This window comes from Pseudomonas sp. A125, from assembly GCF_055409485.1.
The window spans coordinates 37,461-59,258 of the sequence record NZ_JBUZVP010000017.1 but is presented as its reverse complement, the minus strand read 5'-3'; the positions used below and the strand labels follow the sequence as shown (position 1 = coordinate 59,258).

At 61.7% G+C, this 21,798-nt stretch carries 22 protein-coding genes; 8 read left to right on the top strand and 14 right to left on the bottom strand.

The window, feature by feature from the left end; all coding sequences use genetic code 11:
• Positions 1-103: 103 nt before the first annotated feature.
• Positions 104-769 (top strand): isoprenoid biosynthesis glyoxalase ElbB, encoded by a 666-nt coding sequence (gene elbB, locus ACZRN6_RS22285; RefSeq protein WP_464008856.1) that lies wholly within the window; start codon positions 104-106, stop codon positions 767-769.
• Here elbB and ACZRN6_RS22280 read toward each other — a convergent pair.
• On the bottom strand, positions 766-1,218 hold the full coding sequence (locus ACZRN6_RS22280; RefSeq protein WP_322148283.1) for a YaiI/YqxD family protein: 453 nt from the start codon (positions 1,216-1,218) through the stop codon (positions 766-768). The genes elbB and ACZRN6_RS22280 overlap by 4 nt on opposite strands.
• 2 nt (positions 1,219-1,220) lie before the next feature.
• Positions 1,221-3,116, bottom strand: coding sequence for an FTR1 family protein (locus tag ACZRN6_RS22275; protein WP_464008855.1), 1,896 nt, complete (start codon positions 3,114-3,116; stop codon positions 1,221-1,223).
• Between the two features lie 307 nt (positions 3,117-3,423).
• Between ACZRN6_RS22275 and ACZRN6_RS22270 the strand changes: the two genes are divergently transcribed.
• Genes ACZRN6_RS22270 through ACZRN6_RS22255 form a run of 4 tightly spaced genes read left to right on the top strand, consistent with a single transcriptional unit; the run spans position 3,424 to position 6,567 of the window.
• A complete protein-coding gene (locus ACZRN6_RS22270) occupies positions 3,424-4,821 on the top strand; it encodes a COG3014 family protein (RefSeq protein ID WP_464008854.1) in 1,398 nt (465 codons plus the stop codon).
• A 10-nt stretch (positions 4,822-4,831) separates the two neighbouring features.
• Positions 4,832-5,203, top strand: a complete 372-nt coding sequence (locus ACZRN6_RS22265) for a YcfL family putative periplasmic lipoprotein (protein WP_322148288.1) — start codon at positions 4,832-4,834, stop codon at positions 5,201-5,203.
• A 29-nt stretch (positions 5,204-5,232) separates the two neighbouring features.
• Positions 5,233-5,820: a penicillin-binding protein activator LpoB gene (gene lpoB, locus ACZRN6_RS22260; protein ID WP_322148290.1), complete on the top strand. Its 588-nt coding sequence runs from the start codon at positions 5,233-5,235 to the stop codon at positions 5,818-5,820.
• Positions 5,821-5,823: 3 nt separating this feature from the next.
• Positions 5,824-6,567: a penicillin-binding protein activator LpoB gene (locus ACZRN6_RS22255; protein ID WP_322148291.1), complete on the top strand. Its 744-nt coding sequence runs from the start codon at positions 5,824-5,826 to the stop codon at positions 6,565-6,567.
• 138 nt (positions 6,568-6,705) lie between these two features.
• Here ACZRN6_RS22255 and ACZRN6_RS22250 read toward each other — a convergent pair whose 3' ends face one another.
• The 3 genes from ACZRN6_RS22250 to ACZRN6_RS22240 form a co-directional block, all read right to left on the bottom strand.
• Entirely contained in the window at positions 6,706-7,338 is a 633-nt protein-coding gene (locus tag ACZRN6_RS22250; RefSeq protein ID WP_003208844.1) for a LysE family transporter, read from the bottom strand.
• Between the two features lie 202 nt (positions 7,339-7,540).
• Positions 7,541-8,104 (bottom strand): mechanosensitive ion channel family protein, encoded by a 564-nt coding sequence (locus ACZRN6_RS22245; protein ID WP_003208843.1) that lies wholly within the window; start codon positions 8,102-8,104, stop codon positions 7,541-7,543.
• A complete protein-coding gene (locus ACZRN6_RS22240) occupies positions 8,104-10,014 on the bottom strand; it encodes an ATP-binding cassette domain-containing protein (RefSeq protein ID WP_464008853.1) in 1,911 nt (636 codons plus the stop codon). The genes ACZRN6_RS22245 and ACZRN6_RS22240 overlap by 1 nt, the downstream gene beginning before the upstream one ends.
• Before the next feature lie 50 nt (positions 10,015-10,064).
• On the opposite strand from ACZRN6_RS22240, the gene ACZRN6_RS22235 reads away from it, so the two are divergent.
• A complete protein-coding gene (locus tag ACZRN6_RS22235) occupies positions 10,065-10,526 on the top strand; it encodes a TIGR02444 family protein (RefSeq protein WP_464008852.1) in 462 nt (153 codons plus the stop codon).
• On the opposite strand, the gene ACZRN6_RS22230 is transcribed toward ACZRN6_RS22235, so the two are convergent.
• Complete coding sequence (locus ACZRN6_RS22230) at positions 10,523-11,749, bottom strand: AlgP family protein (RefSeq protein WP_464008851.1); 1,227 nt, start codon at positions 11,747-11,749, stop codon at positions 10,523-10,525. The two genes, ACZRN6_RS22235 and ACZRN6_RS22230, sit on opposite strands and share 4 nt — an antisense overlap.
• A 192-nt stretch (positions 11,750-11,941) precedes the next feature.
• Here ACZRN6_RS22230 and ACZRN6_RS22225 point away from each other — a divergent pair, with 192 nt between their 5' ends.
• Positions 11,942-12,607 carry an FKBP-type peptidyl-prolyl cis-trans isomerase gene (locus ACZRN6_RS22225; RefSeq protein WP_322148298.1) on the top strand — a complete coding sequence of 222 codons (666 nt, stop codon included), beginning with the start codon at positions 11,942-11,944 and terminating at the stop codon, positions 12,605-12,607.
• 53 nt (positions 12,608-12,660) lie between these two features.
• Here ACZRN6_RS22225 and rsd read toward each other — a convergent pair whose 3' ends face one another.
• The 7 genes from rsd to ACZRN6_RS22190 all read right to left on the bottom strand — a co-directional run bounded on the left by rsd (position 12,661) and on the right by ACZRN6_RS22190 (position 19,059).
• Positions 12,661-13,119 carry a sigma D regulator gene (rsd, locus tag ACZRN6_RS22220; RefSeq protein WP_169386855.1) on the bottom strand — a complete coding sequence of 153 codons (459 nt, stop codon included), beginning with the start codon at positions 13,117-13,119 and terminating at the stop codon, positions 12,661-12,663.
• A 206-nt stretch (positions 13,120-13,325) separates the two neighbouring features.
• Entirely contained in the window at positions 13,326-13,847 is a 522-nt protein-coding gene (locus ACZRN6_RS22215; RefSeq protein ID WP_322148299.1) for a disulfide bond formation protein B, read from the bottom strand.
• Positions 13,848-14,084: 237 nt separating this feature from the next.
• On the bottom strand, positions 14,085-15,326 hold the full coding sequence (locus ACZRN6_RS22210; RefSeq protein WP_322148301.1) for a heme biosynthesis protein HemY: 1,242 nt from the start codon (positions 15,324-15,326) through the stop codon (positions 14,085-14,087).
• Between the two features lie 5 nt (positions 15,327-15,331).
• Positions 15,332-16,450 (bottom strand): uroporphyrinogen-III C-methyltransferase, encoded by a 1,119-nt coding sequence (locus ACZRN6_RS22205; protein WP_464008850.1) that lies wholly within the window; start codon positions 16,448-16,450, stop codon positions 15,332-15,334.
• A gap of 18 nt (positions 16,451-16,468) precedes the next feature.
• On the bottom strand, positions 16,469-17,236 hold the full coding sequence (locus tag ACZRN6_RS22200; protein ID WP_464008849.1) for a uroporphyrinogen-III synthase: 768 nt from the start codon (positions 17,234-17,236) through the stop codon (positions 16,469-16,471).
• Positions 17,233-18,174, bottom strand: a complete 942-nt coding sequence (gene hemC, locus ACZRN6_RS22195; protein ID WP_322148304.1) for a hydroxymethylbilane synthase — start codon at positions 18,172-18,174, stop codon at positions 17,233-17,235. Before hemC ends, ACZRN6_RS22200 begins: the two co-directional genes overlap by 4 nt.
• 138 nt (positions 18,175-18,312) lie before the next feature.
• The gene (locus ACZRN6_RS22190; protein WP_322148306.1) at positions 18,313-19,059 is read right to left on the bottom strand and encodes a LytR/AlgR family response regulator transcription factor; all 747 of its coding nucleotides are present in this window, start codon (positions 19,057-19,059) and stop codon (positions 18,313-18,315) included.
• 517 nt (positions 19,060-19,576) lie between these two features.
• Between ACZRN6_RS22190 and argH the strand changes: the two genes are divergently transcribed.
• Entirely contained in the window at positions 19,577-20,971 is a 1,395-nt protein-coding gene (gene argH, locus ACZRN6_RS22185) for an argininosuccinate lyase (RefSeq protein WP_464008848.1), read from the top strand.
• A gap of 110 nt (positions 20,972-21,081) precedes the next feature.
• On the opposite strand, the gene ACZRN6_RS22180 is transcribed toward argH, so the two are convergent.
• Positions 21,082-21,741 (bottom strand): glutathione S-transferase family protein, encoded by a 660-nt coding sequence (locus ACZRN6_RS22180; RefSeq protein WP_322148308.1) that lies wholly within the window; start codon positions 21,739-21,741, stop codon positions 21,082-21,084.
• Positions 21,742-21,798 lie beyond the last annotated feature (57 nt).

Here is a 21,798-nt window from a genome sequence, read left to right as displayed (position 1 = left end):
TCAATTATTGTTACATCTAGAGTAGGTGGAGAGGCTGGATATCCCATTGGCAATGAGTGACAAATGAGTAGACATTTAACGCCATGAATCAGGAGAAATGCCCATGAGCAAAAAGATTGCAGTGATACTTTCCGGCTGTGGCGTGTACGACGGTGCAGAAGTTCATGAGAGCGTGATTACCCTGCTGCGCCTGGACCAGCGCGGCGCCGAGGTGCAGTTCTTTGCACCGAATATCGCCCAACTGCATGTGATCAACCACCTGACGGGCGAAGAAATGCCCGAGTCGCGTAACGTGCTGGTGGAGTCGGCGCGCATTGCCCGTGGTGCGGTGAAGGACATTCGCGACGCCAACGCCGAGGATTTCGATGCGCTGATCGTGCCCGGGGGGTTTGGCGCGGCGAAGAACCTGTCGAACTTTGCCGTCGAAGGCGCCGGGTGCAGCGTCAACCCGCAGGTGCTCGAACTGGCCGAAGCGTTTGCCGAAGCCGGCAAGCCGGTCGGGCTGATCTGCATCTCGCCGGCCCTGGCGGCGAAGATCTATGGCCCGGGCGTGACCTGCACCATCGGCAACGACGCCGACACCGCAGCCGCCATGGACAAGATGGGCGCCACCCACCAGGAATGCGCGGTCGACGACATCGTCGAAGACAAGGCGCGCAAACTGGTGAGTACCCCGGCCTACATGCTGGGCAAGCGCATCAGCGACGTGGCATCAGGCATCAACAAGCTGGTGGACCGGGTACTGGAACTGACCCACGAGAACGATTAGGCCTTCATCAGCCGGGTCAGAATCCGATCCAGTGAGTTGGCAAACGCCTGCTTCTCTTTGTCCCCATGGGGCGGCGGGCCGCCGCCCATCTGGCCTTGCTCGCGCAGATCGGTGAACAGGTTGCGCACCGCCAGCCGTTCGCTCATGTTCTGCGGGCTGAACTCCTTGCCTCGCGGGTCCAGCGCCGCCACGCCGTTCTTCACCAGACGGTCGGCCAGCGGTACATCGCTGCAAATCACCAATTCGCCGGGCACCGCGTGTTCCACCAGGTAGTCATCAGCCGCGTCCGGGCCGCTGGGTACCACGATCAGCTTCACACACGCAAAGCTCGGCTTGATCTGGCTCTGCCCGGCCACCAGCACCACCTCGAACTGGCGCTTGAGGGCGAACTTCACCACCTGATCCTTGGCTGCCCGTGGGCATGCGTCCGCATCGATCCACACGCGCATGGCTATGCCACCACCCGGCGCTTTTCTGCCAGCCGGCTGCGGCCGTACAGCACCACAATTGCCAGGATTGCCACAGCCTGGGCGCTCAACGAATACGCATCGGCGTGAATGCCCAGCCAGTCGAAGTCAAAGAACGCCACCGGCCGGGTGCCGAAGATCCCGGCTTCCTGCAACGCCTTGACGCCATGCCCGGCGAACACCACCGACAGCGCACACAGCAGTGCGGCATTGATACCGAAGAACAGCGCCAACGGCAGTTTCGCCGAGCCCCGCAGAATCACCCAGGCCAGGCCCACCAACAGCACCAGCGCCGTGGCGCCACCGGCCAAAACCGCGTTATGCCCGGCGGGACCTGCCTGCAGCCACAGGGTTTCGTAGAACAGGATCACTTCGAACAGCTCGCGGTACACCGAGAAGAACGCCAGCATTGCAAAGCCGAAGCGCCCGCCACCGCCCACCAGGCTGCTCTTGATGTAGTCCTGCCAGGCCGCGGCGTGGCGACGGTCGTGCATCCACACCCCGAGCCACAGCACCATTACGCTGGCAAACAGCGCGGTGCAGCCTTCGAGCAATTCGCGCTGGGCGCCGCTCACATCGATCACATAAGCTGCCAACGCCCAGGTAGCCAAGCCCGCCAACAGCGCCAGGCCCCAGCCGGCGTTGACACTGCGCACCGCCGATTGCTGCCCGGTGTTACGCAGGAACGCGAGGATCGCCGCCAGCACCAGGATCGCTTCCAGGCCTTCGCGCAGCAAGATCAACAAGCCAGAGATGTAGCTCAAAGACCAGCTCAAGCCATCGCTGCCCAGCAGGCCGGCCGACTCGGTGAGCTTGCCCTTGGCCACGTCCAGGCGCTGCTGCACTTGTTCGATCGGCAAGCCGTCCTGCAACGACTGCCGGTAGGCCATCAGGGCCTTTTCGGTGTCCTTGCGCACGTTGGCGTCAACGTTGTCGAGGGAGCTTTCGACCAGCTCGAAACCCTCCAGGTAAGCCGCTACCGAGAGGTCATAGGCTTGCTCGTGTTCGTTATTGCGAAAGGCGGCGAGGCTTTTGTCCAGGGTTGCGGCGGTGTAATCGAGCAACTGCGCCGGGCCACGCTTGACCTGTGGCGGTTGGGCGCGCTGGGCACGGAAGGTCGCGACGGCGTCCGGGCCTTCGGCGGCCAGCACTTCGTTGGGGGTCTGGCGCGCGAGGTCGGCGAGGTTGAAGGACTTTTCGCTTTTTGCCGCAGCCGGGTCGGCGGTGAAGCCGGCGATGTAGGTGGCCAGGTCCCAACGCTGACGGTCGTCCAGTTGATCGGCGAAAGACGGCATGTCGGTGCCTTCGACGCCCAGCCCAAGGGTGTTGTAGATCGCATAGAGGCTCAGGCGGTCCAGGCGAGCAGCGTCCCGCAGGTTGGCGGGCGGCGGGGTCATGCCGACGCCTGCGGGGCCATCGCCGGCGCCGGTGGCGCCGTGGCACACCGAGCAGTTCTGGGCGTATAGCGGCGCGCCACGGGTTGGGTCGGGCGTAATGGCCGGGGCCTGGCTGACCTCATAGGCCACCGCCAGCCGGGCGCCCAATTGCCGGGCCTGGTGCGCAACTGCCACCCCATCCTGATGGGCCGTCACGGCTGCCAGCAGTTCATCCACGCCCGTTATCAACTCGGCGCGCTCGGGTTTCTCCGGTAGTTCAGCCACCAAGCCTTGCAGAACCCCGAGAAACTCCACCTGTTCGCGATATTCCGAATCATCAATGACGTTGCCCGCCTTCACCGTCGGTGGATAGTCCGCGCCGATGTAGTCCAGCAAATGCAGGGCTTGAGGCGCACCCTCGGCTGTGGCGGCCAGCAGGTTGAAGCTGCACGACATCAACGCCGGCAGCACCAGCCAGGCAAGAAAACGGGACGGGGCAATCATGAATGAATCTCAAAGGGAAATACGAAGTAACACATTGTCAAACCTTAAGGGTTTTGACTCAAGGCGTTAGTGATTTGGCGCAGGGAATCCCAAGGCCTGGATAGTGGCACCACCTCTAAAAAATGGAACCAAAAGGCCATTGTTTTGCCAGCAATGCAGCTTATAATGCCGCGCCTTCGTTATCGCGAATTGGCATCTATGCTCCTCTTTTTATGAGGAATTGACAGGACCGCAACCTATTCCTGCCATTGGTGATTCGGCCCAGCCAGCACATTCGGCCGATTACGTTCAGGGAAGAAGCTCCTCGATGGCATCTCGCGCCTTTACCTCGCTCGCGCTCGCGGCAGTCACCGCGCTGTCCGGTTGTTCGATGTTTCGCAGCTACGACACCGAGTTGCAAGCCACCAATCAGCAGTTGGCCACCGGCAATGTCGACGGCGCACTGACCCTGCTGGAGAAGAACAACACCGGCGACGACAAGGACCTGCTCTACTACTTCGAAAAAGGTGAGTTGCTGCGCGCCAAAGGCGACCTGACTGGCAGCCAGAACGCCTGGCGCAGTGCCGACCTGCAAGTCTACAAATGGGAAGAGTCGGTCAAGTTCGACACCGACAAGTACCTCGCGCAGTTCGGCGCCTTTCTGGTCAATGACAAGGTCCGCCGCTATGAAGGCTACGACTACGAAAAAGTCATGCTCACCACGCAAATGGCCCTGAACCTGCTGGCGCTGAATGATTTCGACGGTGCCCGTACCGAGATCAAGAAGACCCACGAGCGCGAAGCGGTGATCGCCGACCTGCGGGACAAGGAATACCTCAAGCGCGAAAACGAAGCCGAGCGCCAAGGCATCGAGACCCAGTTCAAAGACCTGCGTGGCTACCCGGTCGAAAGCCTCAATGCACCGGAGGTGGTGGGCCTGAAGAACAGCTACCAGAGCGCGTTCAGCCATTACCTGGCCGGTTTCGTCTACGAAGCCCTGGGCGAAAAAGACCTGGCCGCGCCAGGCTATCGCAAGGCCGCCGAACTGCGCCCCAACACTCCGCTGCTGGAGCAGGCCCTGCTCGACCTGGATAAGTCCAGGGTCGGCGCCGACGAGACCGACGTGCTGATCGTGGTGCAAAGCGGCCTGGCGCCAGCCCGCGACTCGATTCGCCTGCCCCTGCCGATCCCCATCGACGGCCATCTGGTGATCACCCCGCTGTCGTTCCCGGTGATCAAGCCCGACACCTCCACCGCGACCTTCGCCCAGATCGGTGTCGACGGCCAACAGCAAAATCTCACTGCCCTGAATAGCACTACCGCCATGTCCCGCCGCGCCCTGCGTGATGACATGCCGGGGATCATCCTGCGCACCACCGTGCGCGCAGTCACTCGCGGTATTACCCAGAACAACCTGAACAAAACCAGCCCGATGGCGGGCCTGGTACTCGGCATCGCCTCGGCCGTCACCGAAGGCGCCGACACCCGCACCTGGCGCACCCTGCCAGACATGACCCAGGTGACACGCCTGCGCCTCAAGCACGGCGAGCACCAGGTCAGCCTGCCCAACGCGCTGGGCGGCACGCTGGTAACGGTCAAGGCCGACCAGCGCTACCAGGTGATCACCCTGCGGGTGGTTGGCAACCAGGTATTCGCCGGCGGTCTTGCGGCCCACGTGGTGCGAAGCAACCCACCGCAAGCCATCGCCACTCTCAAACAACCTTAAGGAGCACGCTATGCGTCATTTCATCCTCGGCGCCCTGGCGCTGATCCTGCTGGCCGGCTGCGCCACCCCGCCACCGCCGGAGCCCGGCAGCGCCGCGAGCAAAGTCGTGGTGATGGGCAAGTTCAAGGGCGTCGCCGTCGGTGCCATCCGGGTGGCCCGCGAGAACGGCTTTCTGACCGCCAAGGTGCAATTGAGCAACATCACCAGCAGCAACCAGATGATGTATTACCGCTTCGCCTGGCTGGGCGCCGACGGCTTCCCGGTGGGCGATGAGGAGACCTGGAAGGTACTGAACCTCTACGCGAACCAGGCAACCTTCCTGCCGGCCATCGCCAACCTGCCCCAGGCCGCCGACTTCCGCCTTGAAGTCAAAACCCCTTGAGCCGTCCAGCCTTTTTGAGAGATTCCCCCATGTTTGCACGCTTTTCGCTCCTCGCCGTGCTGGCCGTCCTGGCCAGCGGCTGCGCCAACACTTCGCCGGTACTGGGCGGTAAAAACATCAGCTATGGCGACACGAAGGCCGTGGAACTGGTGACCAACGAGTTCGGCTCCACTGACCTGCAGATGATCGCCGAAACCATGACCCGCTCCCTGGCCCAGTCCGGCATCCTCCAGGGCCGCCCGGTGGTCCAGGTGTATGAGGTGAAGAACAAGACCAGCGAGTACATCGATACCCGCGAGATCACCACCTCGATCAAGACCCAACTGATGAAAACCGGCACCGCCCGCTTCGCCAGCGACAACACCGACATGCAAAGCCAGGTCGACCAGCTGAAGTTGCAGAACCAGAGCGGCCTGTACAAGAAGTCGACCGTCAGCAAGACCGGCAACATGGTCGCCGCCAAGTACCGCCTTGAAGGCTCCATCAGTTCCATCGTCAAACGCAGCTCGGACTACAAGGACGTGTTCTACAAATTCAGCCTGCAACTGGTCGACGTCGAAAGCGGCCTGGCCGAATGGATGGACGAAAAAGAAATCCGCAAGACCACGGAGCGCTGAACAATGCGTGCATGGATCGGCATGATCGGCCTGCTGTGCGCCTTTGGCGCCTCGGCCGCACCGAAGATCGCAGTGACCGACCTGGCCTACGAGGCCCGGGTGGAGGAGTACATCCACCAGGTCGCGGCCAGCAACAACTTCCAGGCCAACGCCTACAACGCCAGCGGCGGGTCGAGCTACAGCGAGTACGAGAGCCGTACCAGCTACATCGAGCAAACCGAGCTGCGCAAGTTCAGCGGCGACATCAAGGGTGAAATCCTCAAGTCGCGGCAGTTCCAACTGGTGCAGGGCACGCCTTACACCGCTGACGCCAAGGGCGATGTGTATGACGTGATCAAGCGGATCAAGGCCGGTAATTTCAAGGGTGCGGACTACGTGCTGTTTGGCACCTTGTCGGACATCGACTTTACCCAGGACGTGAATGCGCTGGACCACACCAACAGTTATTCCGCGGTGTTGGGCCTGACGCTGGTGGCGGATTTCAGCCTGATCAACACCCGCACCTTTGAAATCACCTCGGCGTTTACCGCCATGGGCGAAGGCCAGGACACCAAGCTTGTGAACAACCGCGATGTGCGCGTGAGCCTGAACCGGCCTCGCGTGGTGCGGGAAGTGTCGAAGGCGCTGGGCGAGGATGTTGCGCGGCAATTGGCCGAGCAACTTGGCGGGGGTTATCAGGACCGCCCGGGGCAGCCTGCGTTGCGCAATAACCTGCCACGGGATGAAGCGCCGAAGATCCTGCGCTGATCACCAAACGCACGGGCAACACAAAACAAATGTGGGAGCTGGCTTGCCTGCGATGCAGACGCCTCGGTGTATCAGTTACACCAGGGTGATGCTATCGCAGGCAAGCCAGCTCCCACATTTTTGATCCGGTTCCGTCAGTTACGCCGTTGCGCGATGCAAGCTGGCCAGGAACCCCGCCGCCCCAACGAACAAGCCAGCAAACGTGCGGTTCATGCGCTTCTGCTGCTTCGGTGTGCGCAACAGGCGCAACACTTTCGAGGCCAGCCCGGTGTAGCCGGCCATCACGATCATGTCCACGCAGATCATTGTCGCGCCCAGGATCAGGTATTGGTTCAGCAGCGGGGCCTGTGGGTTCACGAACTGCGGCAGTACCGCCAGCATGAAGACCAACGCCTTGGGGTTGCTGGCGTTGACCAGGAACCCGCGGAACATCATCGCCATCGGCTTGCCGATCGGGCGAATCGCCGCGTCATCGCTAAGGTCGGTAGGCAGTGCGCGCCATTGCTTGATCGCCAGGTACACCAGGTACGCCACGCCAAACCATTTGATCGCGTAGAACGCCGTGGAGGATGCCGCGAGAATCGCGCCCAGGCCGCCGGCGACAACAGCGATTTGCATTGCCAGGCCCAGTTGCAAGCCCAAGGCATTCCAGTAGCCGCGCAAGAACCCGTATTGCAGGCCGCTGGACATCGACGCAATGGCGCCAGCGCCAGGAGAGAGACTGATGATCCAACTGGCCAGGAAAAAGGCCAGCCATGTGTCGAGCGCCATTCCACACCTCAGAGCTTAGTTTGCTGAATGTTTCTAAACTAACGCTGCCGGCCGAGAAATGGCTACAAAAATTTTAGGCTGCGCCTTTGTGGTGAGGGAGCTTGCTGTGGCGAGGGAGCTTGCTCCCGCTGGAGTGCGTAGCGCTCCCGGCTTTTTTGGGCCTGCTATGCAGCCCAGCGGGAGCAAGCTCCCTCGCCACAGGTTAAGGCAGCACGTCACTGCCGCGCCAACGGCGCACCGAGCGCTGGAAGAACAGGCTGTTGGGCACTTGCACCATAACGCTGCCCGTGCCGGCCTCTTCCACTTCGATCAGCGTGGTGTAGAGCAGGTTGATCGCCACCACCCGGCCTTTGACCCCGGGTTTGTCGACGGTGTCCACCAGCTCGACCACATCGCCAAGGCGGAACGGCCCCACGGTGAAGATCAGGATCGCGCACAGCAAGTTCGACAACACCGACCACATGGCAAAAAATGCCACCGCCGCCACCGCCACAAAGCCCGACAGCGCCGTCCACAGCACCGTGGCGGACACGCCCAGGCGCTCCAGCACGAATATCAGCGCACTGCCCATGATCAGCCAGCGCAGGCCGCCGCGCAGCGGCATCAGCAACTGCGGCGGGAACGGGTAACGTTCCCCCAGGCGGTTCAGGCATTTGGCGACAAAACGCTGGGCGAAGTAGCCGGCCAGCAGGATCAGCAGAATTTGTACGGCGACCCAGATCGGCGCGATCCATTGCGCTGGCAGCGGCAGTTGCAACGCTTCCATCAGGACAGCGCCTCCAGCTCCGCTTGCAAGGATTCCAGCAGTTCGAGGGCTTCCATCCAGGTCTCCTCCAACTGGGCTTCACGCACCTTGAGCTTGGCCTGTTCGGCCAACAGGTCGCGCAATTCATCCTTGCGGGCCGGCTCGTACACGGCGCTGTCGCCAAGGCTGGTTTCGATCTTCGCCAGCTTCTCGTGGATCTTGCCCAGTTCGGCTTCCAGCTTGTCGGCTTCACGCTTGTGCGGGGCCAGTTGCTGACGCAATGCCGCCGCGGCCTGGCGCTGGGCCTTCTTGTCGGTCTTGTCCGGGTTGACCGGCGTGTTGCTGACCGGCGCGTTGCGCAGGCGGTAGTCAGACAGCCAACGGGCGTAGTCTTCCAGGTCGCCGTCGAACTCCTCGACCTTGCCGTCAGCCACCAGCAGGAAGTTATCGGTGGTGCTCTTGAGCAAGTGGCGATCGTGAGACACCACCAACACCGCACCGCTGAATTCCTGCAGGGCCATGGTCAGCGCCAGGCGCATTTCCAGGTCGAGGTGGTTGGTCGGTTCGTCGAGCAGCAACAGGTTGGGCCGGTCCCAGGCGATCAACGCCAGGGCCAGGCGGGCCTTTTCGCCACCGGAGAAATTCAGCACCGGCTCGTCGATGCGCGCACCACGGAAGTCGAAACCACCGAGGAAGTCGCGCAGGGTCTGCTCGCGTTCGGTCGGTGCCAGGCGTTGCAGGTGCAGCAACGGGCTGGCCTTGGCGTCGAGGGAGTCCAACTGGTGCTGGGCGAAGTAGCCCACCACCAGGTTCTCACCGCGCACCAGGCGACCGGCCAGGGGCTGCAGTTCGCCCGAAAGGTTCTTGATCAGTGTCGACTTGCCCGCGCCGTTGGGGCCAAGCAAGCCGATCCGCGCGCCGGGGGTGAGCTGCAACTTGACCTTCTCGAGGATGGTCTTGTCGCCATAACCCAGGCGGGCATCGGACAGGTCCAGCAGCGGGCTGGAGATTTTCACCGACTCGCGAAACACAAAGTCGAACGGTGAGTCGACGTGGGCCGCCGACAGTTCTTCCATGCGCTCCAGCGCCTTGATCCGGCTCTGGGCCTGACGGGCCTTGGTGGCCTGGGCCTTGAACCGGGCGATGTAGCTTTCCATGTGCGCGCGTTGCGCCTGTTGCTTCTCGTAGGCCTGCTGCTGCTGGGCCAGGCGTTCGGCACGGGCGCGCTCGAAGGCGCTGTAGCCACCGCGGTACAGGGTGATTTTCTTCTGGTCGACGTGGGCAATGTTGTCCACTACGGCATCGAGGAAATCCCGGTCGTGGGAAATCAGCAGCAGGGTGCCCGGGTACGCCTTCAGGAAGTCTTCCAGCCACAGGATCGCATCGAGGTCCAAGTGGTTGGTCGGTTCATCGAGCAGCAACAGGTCAGAGGGGCACATCAGTGCCTGCGCCAGGTTAAGGCGCATGCGCCAGCCGCCGGAGAAGTCGGCAACCGGGCGATCCATCTGTTCGTTGGTAAAGCCAAGGCCGGCGAGCATCTTGCGGGCGCGGGCATCGGCGGTGTAGCCGTCGGCGCTGTCCAGTTCCGAGTGCAGGCGGGCCTGTGCGGCACCGTCCTGGGCGTTCTCGGCCTCGGCGAGGTCGTGTTGCACCTGGCGCAGGCGCAGGTCGCCATCGAGCACGTAGTCGATCGCAATGCGGTCGAGGGTGTCGATCTCCTGGCGCATATGGGCGATGCGCCAGTCGGCCGGCAGCAGGCAATCCCCGGAGTCAGGCGTCAGCTCACCCAGCAACAGGGCGAACAACGTGGATTTGCCGGCGCCGTTGGCACCGATCAGGCCGGCTTTGTGACCGGCGTGCAGGGTCAGCTCGGCGTCTTCAAGAAGACGTTGCGGGCCACGCTGTAATGTTAGGCTTTGAAGTCGGATCATAATGGCGGCGGAGTCTACCAGCTTCGTTGCCCGCTGGCTTGGGTGTGAATATGTGCGCTGACCTGTGGAGCTTTGCCCTCTCGACCTACGCCCGCCCGGGCGCCGAGGACGCGTGCCTGCGCTTGCAGGCGCAAGGGGCTGATGTGTGCCTGGTGTTGTGCGGGCTGTGGCTGGAGCAGCGCGGTGTGGCGCCGCAGCCGTCGCGTGTGCAGGCACTGCAAGACGCCTGCGGCCCGTGGCAGGCCGACGTGGTTGAACCGCTGCGCAAAATCCGCATGCAATGGCGGGCTACGGCGCAACACGATGCTGAACTGGGAGCGTTACGGGAAAGGGTCAAGGCGCTGGAGCTGGAAGCCGAACGGCTGTTGTTATCGCGCCTGGAAGACGTGGCGCAGGGTTGGCCGATGGCCGAGGTGAACAATCAAGCATGGCTTGAAGGACTGGCGACCGGAGCCGCCAACCTTGACCACGACGCGCTGCATCAGCTGCGCGCCGCGGTCACCGGCACTTAGGAAGCGCTGGTTGGGGTGACGCTTGGTGCTGCCGGTGCAGCCGTGCTGCTGGCCGGAGCGGTTGGCGCTGCGGTGCTGGCAGCCGGTGCGGCTGGGGTCGCAGGCTTTGCAGCTGAAGTAGCTGGCTTGGCCGGTGCAGGCTTGGCGGCTGGTTTGGTAGCGGCCGGTTTTGCGGCAGCAGGTTTAGCGGCTGGCTTGGCAACTGGTTTCGCAGCAGCTGGTTTAGCGGCTGGCTTGGCAGCTGGTTTTGCAGCAGCTTGTTTAGCAGCTGGCTTGGCAGCTGGTTTCGCAGCAGCTGGTTTAGCGGCTGGCTTGGCAGCTGGTTTTGCAGCAGCAGTTTTAGCGGCTGGCTTGGCAGCTGGTTTTGCAGCAGCAGTTTTAGTAGCTGGCTTGACGGCTGGTTTTGCAGCAGCTGGTTTAGCGGCTGGCTTGGCAGCTGGTTTTGCAGCAGCAGTTTTAGCGGCTGGCTTGGCGGCCGGTTTTGCAGCAGCAGTTTTAGCGGCTGGCTTGGCGACCGGTTTTGCAGCAGCAGTTTTACCGGCTGGCTTGGCGGCCGGTTTTGCAGCAGCAGTTTTAGCAGCTGGCTTGGCGGCTGGTTTTGCAGCAGCAGTTTTAGCGGCTGGCTTGGCAGCTGGTTTTGCAGCAGCGGTTTTAGCCGCTGGTTTGGCAGCGCTGGCAGCTACTTTTTTTGCAGCAGGTTTGGCAGCCGGTTTAGCCGGTGCTTTTGCCGCAGGCTTGGCCGCAGCTTTTGCAGGTGCCTTGGCAGCGACTGCTTTGCTGGCTGGCTTTTTCGCCGCGCTGGCTGCAACGGCTTTAGCCGGTGCACGGGTGCTCAGTGCTTTGCCTACAGCTTCCTTCACACGGCCAATGCCCTGAGCCAGTTTCAGGCTCTCGGAAGCATCACGCTTGAGTTGGGAAATATAGGTGCGGGTTTCGGATTGACGATCCTTGAGGGCATCGAGCAAGTCCTCAAGTTCTTTGACGGCGTCCTTGGCCTTGGCTTGTGCCTTGGCTTTGCCAGCGGTCGCTGCGCCTTGCAGTTTGGTACGGGACTTGTGCAGTTTTTCCTGAGCTTTGCCGCGTTGCTTTTCAAGCTTGGCGAGCAACTTCTCAGCATCAGCCAAGGCTTGTGAACAGGCGCTTTCCAAATGTTCGAGCAGGCTGCCCGAAAGTTGTTGGAGCAAATGCAACGGGGTATTTACAGGCTTCTGTTTGGCCGACATGGTTTACCTCCTGGCTGACGTGGGTGCGGCTCATACTAGCCCTCTGCTCTTACCGCCGCTAGGGCATGTTGACAGTATCGATTGGCTTGCGTTGCACCACACGAAAATTCTTATCGATATAACGAAAAACCTCGCCACTTTTTAAGCATTCACACTGGCATAATCCATCGCACTTTCGGCTGGAGAACGCCCATGTCGCGTTACGTTTTTTTAGTGTTGAGCGTGGTGCTGTCAGTGGCCAATGCGAGCGAGAAGTCCCCCTCCAAAGATGACCACGACCTGGCCTACAGCCTGGGCGCGAGCCTGGGTGAACGCCTGCGCCAGGAGATGCCTGCCCTGCAGATCGAGGCACTGATCGACGGCCTCAAACAGGCCTACCAAGGCAAGCCACTGGCCCTGGACGACACGCGCATCGAACAGGTCCTTGCCCAGCACGAGGCGCAGAACGCACCAGACAATCGAGCACCACAAAGTGAAAAGGCGCTCGCGGCCGAGCAACAATTTTTAGCCACCGAGAAATCCAAAAGTGGGGTACGCGAATTGGCAGACGGAATCTTGTTGACCGAGTTGGCCCCCGGCAGCGGGAAAAAGCCTGCGGCCGATGATCGCGTACAAGTGAATTACGTTGGGCAGCTACCCGACGGGACGGTCTTCGACAAGAGCACACAGCCCCAGTGGTTTCGCCTGGACAGTGTGATCAGTGGCTGGCGAAGCGCGTTGCAACAGATGCCGGTAGGCGCAAAATGGCGACTGGTGATTCCATCCAACCAAGCCTATGGCGCTGATGGCGCCGGCGAGTTGATCCCGCCTTACACGCCACTGGTATTTGAGATCGAATTGCTCGGCGCGGGCGCCTGAACCCAAACGAAAAACGGTGCGCAATGCGCACCGTTTTTGTATGTTGCGGCGAGTCAGGCTTTAGCCGTCAACTCTTCCTTGTGGGCATTGTGCAGCACTTCGATCAGGCAGTCTTCCAGCTCGAATCGCTCATGCAGCAAGCCACCCAACTCTTTGAATTTTTCTGCAACACACTTGCCGGCATCACACAGGTCGTTGAAGGCCAGCAGCTTCTCGGTGATGACGTCGATGCGTGGGTAAATCGTCTCGGCCAAGTCCAGGCCACGCTGATCGTCGAAGGCCTCGGCCTCCTTGGTCAACTGCTCGTAGACACCAAAGTGCCCCGCCGAAACGTAATCAACCAATACGCCACAGAACTCCTGCAACGGCTTGCGGTTCTCCCCTAATGCTTCGGGCTTTGCACCGAGAGCATCAAAGGCCCGAACCAGTTCGTGACGCGCCTTCAACCAACCATCGATCAGTTTATGCACCCCACCCCAGCGTTCCTGAGCATTCTGACAACTTTCCAGCATGATGATCTCTCTTCCCTATAGGGGTGCCGCCTGCTGCCCGCGCAACACTTCAAGGTTAAAGCGGCAACCGGGCAAAGGTGCATCGAACAGTCTGTTTCAATAACGCGTGCGGGCCAGATTATGCCCGCACGACTATGGCATCAAGTTACGCAGGAGAGAAAGTTCATACAAGTGTTTAATCCCTTCCTACAACCTGCGGGCACCTGTCAGTGCCGTGCAAGGCCAAAACGCTGGCTTAACAGCAACCTCGAGAACTGCGCTATGCCAAGGATCAGCATGGCCACGAAGAACAGCAGGCTCCACTCGGGAATACTCAAGTCGAACAGCGTCCAGTTGATTTCGACGCAGTCGACGGAGCCCTTGAAGATCAGCGCCAACGCCTCCCGCAACGACAGGCTCTCGATCATGGGCTGAAGGCCGGGCCAACAAGCGGGCAACTGTTCCGGCGGCGTATTTTGCAGCAGCACCTGACGTATTGCCGTAGTGGCGCCGAGCACCGCACAGGCCATGCTCGCCAGCCAATACAAGTAGATCCCGGACCGCCTGGGCCCATGAATCGCCGCCACCAGATTGATCAGGGTGAAGGCAGCCACAAGAATTCGTTGCACCTGGCACAGGAAGCAAGGACGCAAAACTGCGGCGTATTCCAGGTAAAAGGACGCGCCCAGCGTCAGCGCACCGGCCAAAAACGCCAGGAGGAACAGGGAGCGTGAGGGGGCCAAAGACATTGTTTATCCGCAACGCAAGAGATAGGTAGTTACGGTAGAGGAAAGGCCTTACCCCTTTCAATACGCGCCGGAGCAGACGATTCCGCGAGAACGTAGGGATATCCCATCAGAAGATGAGCGATTAAACGCGCGTCTGCGTAGGAGTTTACTACAAGCCGTATTAACTACAGCTATCGGGCGACGTTGGAGGGTTGGCCGGCAGACATTTCTCAGCCAACCCCGGTGCTGCATCCTACGTCAAACCCGGGCCGGTACCGGCAGCGGTGAGGCCAACAATCGCTTGTCGAGCAGGCCCAGGCCTTCCTGGAACAACTGGTTGCTGCGCTCGGTGTCGCCCAGCTGCGCGAGCAGGCGCGCCAGCTCGGCGCATGCTTCGGGGTTGCGTTGCACCTGCAAGCTGCTTTCCAGGTAGTCCCGCGCCTTGCCCCACAAGCTGTTTTGCAGGCACAGGCGGCCAAGTGTCAGCAACAGGCTGGCATCGCCCGGATGGTCCTTGAGCCAGCCTTCGGCAAACTTCAACTGCTTCGCCGGGTCGCTGCCTCGCAGCAGGCCGTAGAGCCTGATCAAGTGGCTGTCGTACTCGCGCTTGAGCGCCGTGCGCAGCACCTCTTCAGCCTTGGCATCCGCGCCCAATTGACGCAGTTGCTCGGCGTAAGCCAGTACCAGTTGTGGTTCCTGGCGCTGGGCCGAGGTCAATTGTTGCCACGCCCGCTCAAGGGATTGCTGGCCCGCCTCGCCTTGCTCTTCACGCTGGGCGGCCAGGGTCAGGTTCTCGCCCCATGCGCGACGCTCCAGGTCGGCCAGCTCCGCAGGCGGCAGTACCTTGTCCTTGCGCAGTTCCGGCAGCAGCCGGATCACCGAAGACCAATCACCGCGTTGCTGATACAGGCGCTGTAGTTGGCGCAGCACCTGGACGTTATGGGGATGGCGCTCATGCATGGCTTGCAACGTAACCAGGGCACCGTCCGTGTCGCCACGGTCCATCTGCAACTGCGCATGACTCAAGGCCACCGCCAGCTCGGCCTGGGGCTGACGCTCAAGCGCGCGCTCCAGCAGGCTGTCCGCCTCCTCGTAACGCCCCTGCTCATTGGCCGCGCGGGCCGCGCCGAGGTAGTACAGCAATGGCTGGCGCTCTGCTTCGGCAGCCCGGTGCAGATGACGCTCGGCACTGGCCCAGCGCCCTTCGGCGAGGTCCATCTGACCTTGCTCGATGGCGACCTGAACCCGCCGGCTGCGATTGCGCCGCGACCACGGGTTGACCACCCCACCCGAGGTCAGCACCAGGCCCAAGAGCGCCCTGACCAGGTAGATCACCAGGCCAATGGCAAACAACGCCACCAGCGTCGACCACAGCCCGGACTCGTAATGCAGCACATGGGGATAGGTAATCAGTACGTAACCGGTGTGTTTCGAAATGCCCACAGCCAGTGCCAAGGCGATCGCAATCGCCAGCACCAGGATCACATAGAAACGCTTCATCGGCTTTACTCCTGGGTCGCCGGTTTGCCAGCAGAAGCCTTGGCTTCCTCGGCAGACAGGTGGCGACGGTCAAGGTAAGCCTGCACGGCGGCCAGACTCGCGGCCAGGTCCGGCGTCACCACCGAGACGGCCTTGGGCTCAAGCTCGGCAATACGGGCCAGCATGTTTTTGCTTTGCGGGTTGTCTTGATTGAAGTTGTCCTGCAACACGCTGCGAGCCTCGCCCAGCGACCGGGCGTACACTGCCGGCTCACCGTTGAGCGCCGCCCATTGCGCTTGCTCCAGCGCCAGGCTCAGGGCCAGGCGCACCTGGTTCAAACCTTGCCCTGCCAGCAACGGACGAATGTTGTCATCCGGGTTGAAGTCGATGCGGAAGTACCGCGAGATCTGTTCCCACCACTGACTCCAGCGGTTATCCGTATCAGTAGTCGGACGGCCCTCGCTGGCGGCTTCCGGGAGTTGGTATTCCGGAGCGATGGCTGCCAGTTGCACAACCTGATCGCGCAGTGCGGCCAGCTGCAGGTACAACCCGGTACGGTCCGGTTGTTCCACACTGCGCAACGCGGCGAGGCTCTTGGCCAATTGCTCACGGGCGGCGTAGGAGCCCGGGTCACTCTGTTCGCGAAGGATTTCGTCAGCGCCCTGGACCAGCGCTTGAGCGCTGTTGATGTCCTGCAAGGCAGAAAGACGCAGGCTGGCCAGGCGGATCAGGTGTTCGGCTTCGGCCAGGCGCCAGTCCTGGCGGCTGGCACCCAGCACGGTTTCCAGGCGTTGGCTCAAGCGCTGTTGGTCGCCCTGCAATTGCGCCACCAGACGACGGCGCTCTTCCAGCTCCTCAGCGCCCGGCAGTTGCCCCAGGCGTGCCGACAGCTGCTGCTGGCTCTGCTTGAGGCTCTGGGATTGGTCGTCCAGGGTTTGCACCTGGCCCAGCTGTTGCTGGCTGCTCGCCTGCAGTGCGCGGACCTGCCAGATCCCCCAGCCACCGGCGGCAACGCCGGCGGCGCCGAGCAACAAGGCGACGATGGCCAGGCCGTTGCCACGGCGCGGGGCGGTGGTAACCGGTGCCTCAACAGGCGCATCAAGCGCGGGTTGAGCTTCATCTTTAGGCAAGGCTGTTTCGCTCACGTATCCATCCTTTGCGTATTAGAGAGTGGGAACGGAAAAGCTCCGTAACGCCACTAACAAAGCCGCGGCACTCGCGCCACGACAATCCACAACTTTTTGCGCGCCAGCAGCACGCGCCATCTCGGCGACTCGCGGGCTGGGCACGAACAACGGCAGCTGTGCCACCTGGGGCCAATCTATGCCGGCCAGGGCTTGCAGGTGTAAAAAACCCTGCCCACTGCTGACCACCACGCCGTTCAAGCGTTCCACGTTTATGCGTTGGGTCAGGGTTGCACCGTCGTAGTCCGGCAGGAAACGGCGATACAACTCAAGATAGTCGACACTAGCACCTTGCTCGCGTAAACGCTCAGTCAGCAGCTCGCGCCCGCCCTCGCCCCGCAGGATCAGCACCCGTGCACCAGGCCGTGCGATAGCCTTGCGCAAGGTCGCCAGCTGTAGCAAGGCTTCACTGTCGTCGCCGTCCTGGGGATAACTGACGCCGAGGCCGTAGTCGGCCAATACCTGCGCCGTAGCGGCGCCCACACTGAACCAGGGCAAGTCTGGTGGCTGTGGCCAGTGTTGAGCCAATAACTGCAAGCCCAGGCGCGCCGCTGGTTTGCTCACCACAATCACTGCGCAATAGCGATCGAGCTCGCGAAAAGCTGCTTGCTGTTCCGGCGTGACGGGCAGCGCTTCGATCTCCAGCAGCGGCAGGGTGCTGCTGAAAAACCCTTCTTCGGATAACGTCGCCGCCAGGGCTGCCGACTCCTTGGCAGGCCGCGTCAGCAGCACACGCCATTGCGTCACTGCGGGCCGGCCTCGCCGTACACCGCTTGCAGAATGGCTCCGGCGCCTTTTTCCAGCAGCGCCTCGGCAACCTGGATACCCAGGCTGTTGGCCTCGCTTTGCGGCCCGCGAATCTCGGCGGTGAGCAGCAAACCACCACTCGGGTCGCCCACCAGCCCACGCAGCCAGAGGTTCTCGCCTTCAAGCACGGCATAGCAGGCGATTGGCACCTGGCAGCCACCGTTGAGGTGCTTGTTCAGGGCGCGTTCGGCGGTGACGCGAATTTCGGTTTCGTGGTGATCCAGGGGTTTGAGCAGTGCGTGAATTTCGCTGTCGGCGGTGCGGCATTCGATGCCCACAGCGCCCTGCCCGCCCGCCGGCAAGCTGTCTTCGACGCTGATGGCCGAGGTAATGCGGTCTTCAAAACCCAGGCGGATCAGGCCGGCTGCCGCGAGAATAATCGCGTCATACTCACCGGCGTCCAGCTTGGCCAGGCGGGTGTTGACGTTGCCTCGCAAGAAGCGGATTTGCAGGTCTGGGCGGCGGGTCAGCAACTGCGACTGGCGACGCAGGCTGGAGGTACCGACGACGCTGCCCAGCGGCAGTTCATCCAGTGACGCGTAGGTATTGGACACGAAGGCGTCGCGCGGGTCTTCGCGCTCGCAGATGCAAAACAGGCCCAGGCCTTCAGGGAAGTCCATGGGCACGTCTTTCATCGAATGCACGGCGATGTCGGCTTCGTGCTCCAGCAGCGCGGTTTCCAGTTCCTTGACGAACAGGCCCTTGCCGCCGATTTTCGACAGTGGCGAATCAAGCAGCTTGTCGCCGCGACTGACCATGGGCACCAGGGACACCGTGAGGCCGGGATGGGCCTGTTCAAGACGTGCTTTGACGTACTCGGCCTGCCATAAGGCCAGGGCGCTTTTACGGGTGGCGATGCGGATTTCGCGAGAGGACATGGATCAATCCGTACTGAATAGATACGGCAGATAATAACAGCTCAGGCAAATGCGCTTTGATTTGAATCAGCAAGTGCGGGGCCTCCCTGGCCGCGTCGCACCGGGATATGGGCGGTGAAGCGCGCGTCAGCCCTCGGGCTAAAGCTGCTGCATCATCTTGCGCACACCAGCGACGTGGCGCCGGCTGACAATCAAGGCGTCGCCGTTGAGGCCCTTCAGGAACAACTGAAAGTGCCCAAGCGGCGTGCGCTGCAGGCGCTCGATGCGCTCGCGTGCCACCAGTGCATTGCGGTGGATACGCACAAAGCGGTCGCCAAATTCGTCTTCCAACGCCTTGAGCGGCTCATCGAGCAGCACCTCACCGGCCTCGTGACGCAAGGTCACGTACTTGTGATCGGCAATGAAATACACCACCTGGTCCAGGGGAATCAGTTCGATGCCCTTGCGGGTGCGGGCGCTGATATGGCTGCGCGGCCCGCTGCCGCCCTGGGCTGCGGGCTGGGTCAAGGCAGCCAGTTGGACGCGATTGGGACGCTCGGCTTTTTTCAAGGCACGAAGCAATGCATCGGCATTGATCGGCTTGACCAGGAAACTGGCACCGCTGGCATCCAGGGCCTCGGAAGAGAACTCGTCCTGGGAGGCGCACAGCACCACCGAAGGCGGCGACTCTCGCTCGCTCAGGCGGGCGGCCACCTGCAAGCCATCAAGGCCCGGCATGCGGATATCGAGTAACACGACGTCCGGCTTGAGGCTGTCAATAAGGGCCAAGGCTTCCTCGCCACTGGTGGCGCTCGGCTCAAGGACGTTGTAACCCTCGAGTTCACTGACCAAACGGCTCAGTCGCTCGCGGGCTTGGGGTTCGTCATCAACGATCAGGACATTCATATTGCGCTGGATTCCTGCGTGAGTCTCGCACAAGGATAGCGTAGACAGGTGCGGTGACTTCCGTCACGGCGATCCACGCTAAGACTAGCGCGAGCGGCAAAAAGTGCCCCGAGAGTGGCACCAATATTTACCCGGACCTGTTCAATCGCGCCCAAAGTCTGCTGCCTTCGGGCATCGTCGTAGGGTTTGCTGATACACAATACGAACACCCCCTTTCTAAATGGATAGCCAGGCGTTCGACCTCATCGCCTGGCATTGGTGCACTGCACCTTCCCTATCAGTGCAACTGTAGACGCTCGCAGCGACGATATTGCTCAATCGTCAAATATCGTTTCAATAAACATCACATTCAGTTCCGCCTCCAGTCTCGTCCTGCGCGAGGTCGGCGGCAAGGCACTTAGCCATCTTGGAAACAAATAAAAATGCCGCGCCCAGGCATCGTCGCCTCCGGGGGCAACCCTGTTATTATCGGCGCCACACTTTCATGCCCTCTTTCCAGCAGATCACGAGCGAATCCATGAGCACCGACAAGACCAACCAGTCCTGGGGCGGCCGCTTCAGTGAACCCGTCGACGCCTTCGTCGCGCGCTTCACCGCCTCCGTCACTTTCGACCAGCGCCTCTACCGCCACGACATCATGGGCTCGATCGCCCATGCCACGATGCTGGCCAAGGTCGGTGTGCTGACCGATGCCGAACGCGACAGCATCATCGACGGCCTGACCACCATCCGTGGTGAGATCGAAGCCGGCACCTTCGACTGGCGCGTCGACCTGGAAGACGTGCACATGAACATCGAGGCTCGCCTCACCGACCGCATCGGTGTGACCGGCAAGAAACTGCACACCGGGCGCAGCCGTAACGATCAGGTGGCCACCGATATACGCCTGTGGCTGCGGGACGAGATCGACCTGATCCTGGCAGAGATCACCCGCCTGCAAAAAGGCCTGCTGGAGCAGGCAGAGCGTGAGTCCGGCACTATCATGCCCGGCTTCACCCACCTGCAAACCGCACAGCCTGTGACGTTTGGTCACCACCTGTTGGCCTGGTTCGAAATGCTCAGTCGCGACTACGAGCGCCTGGTCGACTGCCGCAAGCGCGCCAACCGCATGCCTCTGGGCAGCGCCGCACTGGCCGGCACCACCTACCCGATCGACCGCGAATACACCGCGCAACTGCTGGGCTTCGACGCCGTGGGCGGCAACTCGCTGGACGGCGTGTCGGACCGTGATTTCGCCATCGAATTCTGCGCCGCGGCCAGCATTGCGATGATGCACTTGTCGCGCTTCTCCGAAGAGCTGGTGCTGTGGACCAGTGCGCAATTCCAGTTCATCGACCTGCCAGATCGCTTCTGCACCGGCAGCTCGATCATGCCGCAAAAGAAAAACCCCGACGTGCCGGAACTGGTGCGCGGCAAAAGCGGCCGTGTCTTCGGCGCGCTGATGGGCCTGTTGACCCTGATGAAGGGCCAGCCGCTGGCCTACAACAAGGACAACCAGGAAGACAAGGAACCGCTGTTCGACGCCGCCGACACCTTGCGCGACTCGCTGCGGGCCTTTGCCGACATGATCCCAGCGATCAAGCCCAAGCACGCCATCATGCGTGAAGCGGCCCTGCGCGGCTTCTCCACCGCCACCGACCTGGCGGACTACCTCGTTCGCCGTGGCCTGCCGTTCCGCGACTGCCACGAAATCGTTGGGCATGCCGTGAAATATGGTGTGGAGAGTGGCAAAGACCTGGCAGAAATGAGCCTGGAAGAACTGCGCAAATTCAGCGACCAGATCGAACAGGACGTGTTTGCGGTACTGACCCTCGAAGGGTCGGTGAATGCCCGTGACCATGTCGGCGGGACTGCACCGGCGCAGGTGAAGGCTGCCGTGGTTCGCGGCCAGGCGTTGCTCGCAAGCCGCTAAAAGCATCGCAGGCAAGCCAGCTCCCACAGTAGATCGAGTTCTTCAGAACAACTCGGTCACCTGTGGGAGCCGGGCTTGCCCGCGATGGCGCCCTCACAGACGCCAGCTATCTACTTCTTCGCCGCAACCATCGCCATAAACGCCGGCATCGCCGCCTCCTTGTCCGCCGCTACCCGCTGGGCATTCGGCAGCGCCTGCAAGCGCGCCAGCAAATCCTTGGCCTTCGGCATCTCAGCCAACAGATCCAGCCCGAACAGCTTCCCGGCCACTGCACACGCCAGGTCCACGCTGTACACAAAATACAAATCCGCAATCGTGAAGCTGTCCCCCGCCACATACGGCGCGAACTTCCCGTGCCGCCCCAACGAGCCAATCCCCAGCAACAACTCAGCCCTGGACTTCTCCTTGATCGCCTCCGGCACCGGCATGCCAAAAAACGCCTCGGCAAAACACGCGCGGGCCGGCAGTTCGATATACAGCTCGATTTCCCTGCACAACGCCAGCACTTGGGCCCGCTGAAACGCATCGCTTGGCAACAGCGACCGCCCGCCCTGGGTCTGTTCGATGTATTCGAGGATCACGCTGGTTTCGTTGATGAAGCCTTGCTCGACGCCCAGCACCGGCACCTTGCCTCGCGGACTTACTGCCAGCGCCTCAGGGGTCTGGCCCGCATAGAAAGGCACCTCTTCGAAGGGCAGCCCTTTCTCCAGCAGCGCCAGTTTGACCATGTTGTAGTAGTTGCTGACCGAAAATCCATAAAGCTTGAGCATCACAAAGCCTCCAGGCCGTGTACGGGGTTGGCAGCAGTGGTTATAGATCGGGATGCC

Bases quoted from the DNA above. Each gene is read 5' to 3' on its own strand.
- elbB (WP_464008856.1), top strand. From the start codon at position 104: ATGAGCAAAAAGATTGCAGTGATACTTTCCGGCTGTGGCGTGTACGAC.
- ACZRN6_RS22280 (WP_322148283.1), bottom strand. From the start codon at position 1,218: ATGCGCGTGTGGATCGATGCGGACGCATGCCCACGGGCAGCCAAGGAT.
- ACZRN6_RS22275 (WP_464008855.1), bottom strand. From the start codon at position 3,116: ATGATTGCCCCGTCCCGTTTTCTTGCCTGGCTGGTGCTGCCGGCGTTG.
- ACZRN6_RS22270 (WP_464008854.1), top strand. From the start codon at position 3,424: ATGGCATCTCGCGCCTTTACCTCGCTCGCGCTCGCGGCAGTCACCGCG.
- ACZRN6_RS22265 (WP_322148288.1), top strand. From the start codon at position 4,832: ATGCGTCATTTCATCCTCGGCGCCCTGGCGCTGATCCTGCTGGCCGGC.
- lpoB (WP_322148290.1), top strand. From the start codon at position 5,233: ATGTTTGCACGCTTTTCGCTCCTCGCCGTGCTGGCCGTCCTGGCCAGC.
- ACZRN6_RS22255 (WP_322148291.1), top strand. From the start codon at position 5,824: ATGCGTGCATGGATCGGCATGATCGGCCTGCTGTGCGCCTTTGGCGCC.
- ACZRN6_RS22250 (WP_003208844.1), bottom strand. From the start codon at position 7,338: ATGGCGCTCGACACATGGCTGGCCTTTTTCCTGGCCAGTTGGATCATC.
- ACZRN6_RS22245 (WP_003208843.1), bottom strand. From the start codon at position 8,104: ATGGAAGCGTTGCAACTGCCGCTGCCAGCGCAATGGATCGCGCCGATC.
- ACZRN6_RS22240 (WP_464008853.1), bottom strand. From the start codon at position 10,014: ATGATCCGACTTCAAAGCCTAACATTACAGCGTGGCCCGCAACGTCTT.
- ACZRN6_RS22235 (WP_464008852.1), top strand. From the start codon at position 10,065: ATGTGCGCTGACCTGTGGAGCTTTGCCCTCTCGACCTACGCCCGCCCG.
- ACZRN6_RS22230 (WP_464008851.1), bottom strand. From the start codon at position 11,749: ATGTCGGCCAAACAGAAGCCTGTAAATACCCCGTTGCATTTGCTCCAA.
- ACZRN6_RS22225 (WP_322148298.1), top strand. From the start codon at position 11,942: ATGTCGCGTTACGTTTTTTTAGTGTTGAGCGTGGTGCTGTCAGTGGCC.
- rsd (WP_169386855.1), bottom strand. From the start codon at position 13,119: ATGCTGGAAAGTTGTCAGAATGCTCAGGAACGCTGGGGTGGGGTGCAT.
- ACZRN6_RS22215 (WP_322148299.1), bottom strand. From the start codon at position 13,847: ATGTCTTTGGCCCCCTCACGCTCCCTGTTCCTCCTGGCGTTTTTGGCC.
- ACZRN6_RS22210 (WP_322148301.1), bottom strand. From the start codon at position 15,326: ATGAAGCGTTTCTATGTGATCCTGGTGCTGGCGATTGCGATCGCCTTG.
- hemC (WP_322148304.1), bottom strand. From the start codon at position 18,174: ATGTCCTCTCGCGAAATCCGCATCGCCACCCGTAAAAGCGCCCTGGCC.
- ACZRN6_RS22190 (WP_322148306.1), bottom strand. From the start codon at position 19,059: ATGAATGTCCTGATCGTTGATGACGAACCCCAAGCCCGCGAGCGACTG.
- argH (WP_464008848.1), top strand. From the start codon at position 19,577: ATGAGCACCGACAAGACCAACCAGTCCTGGGGCGGCCGCTTCAGTGAA.
- ACZRN6_RS22180 (WP_322148308.1), bottom strand. From the start codon at position 21,741: ATGCTCAAGCTTTATGGATTTTCGGTCAGCAACTACTACAACATGGTC.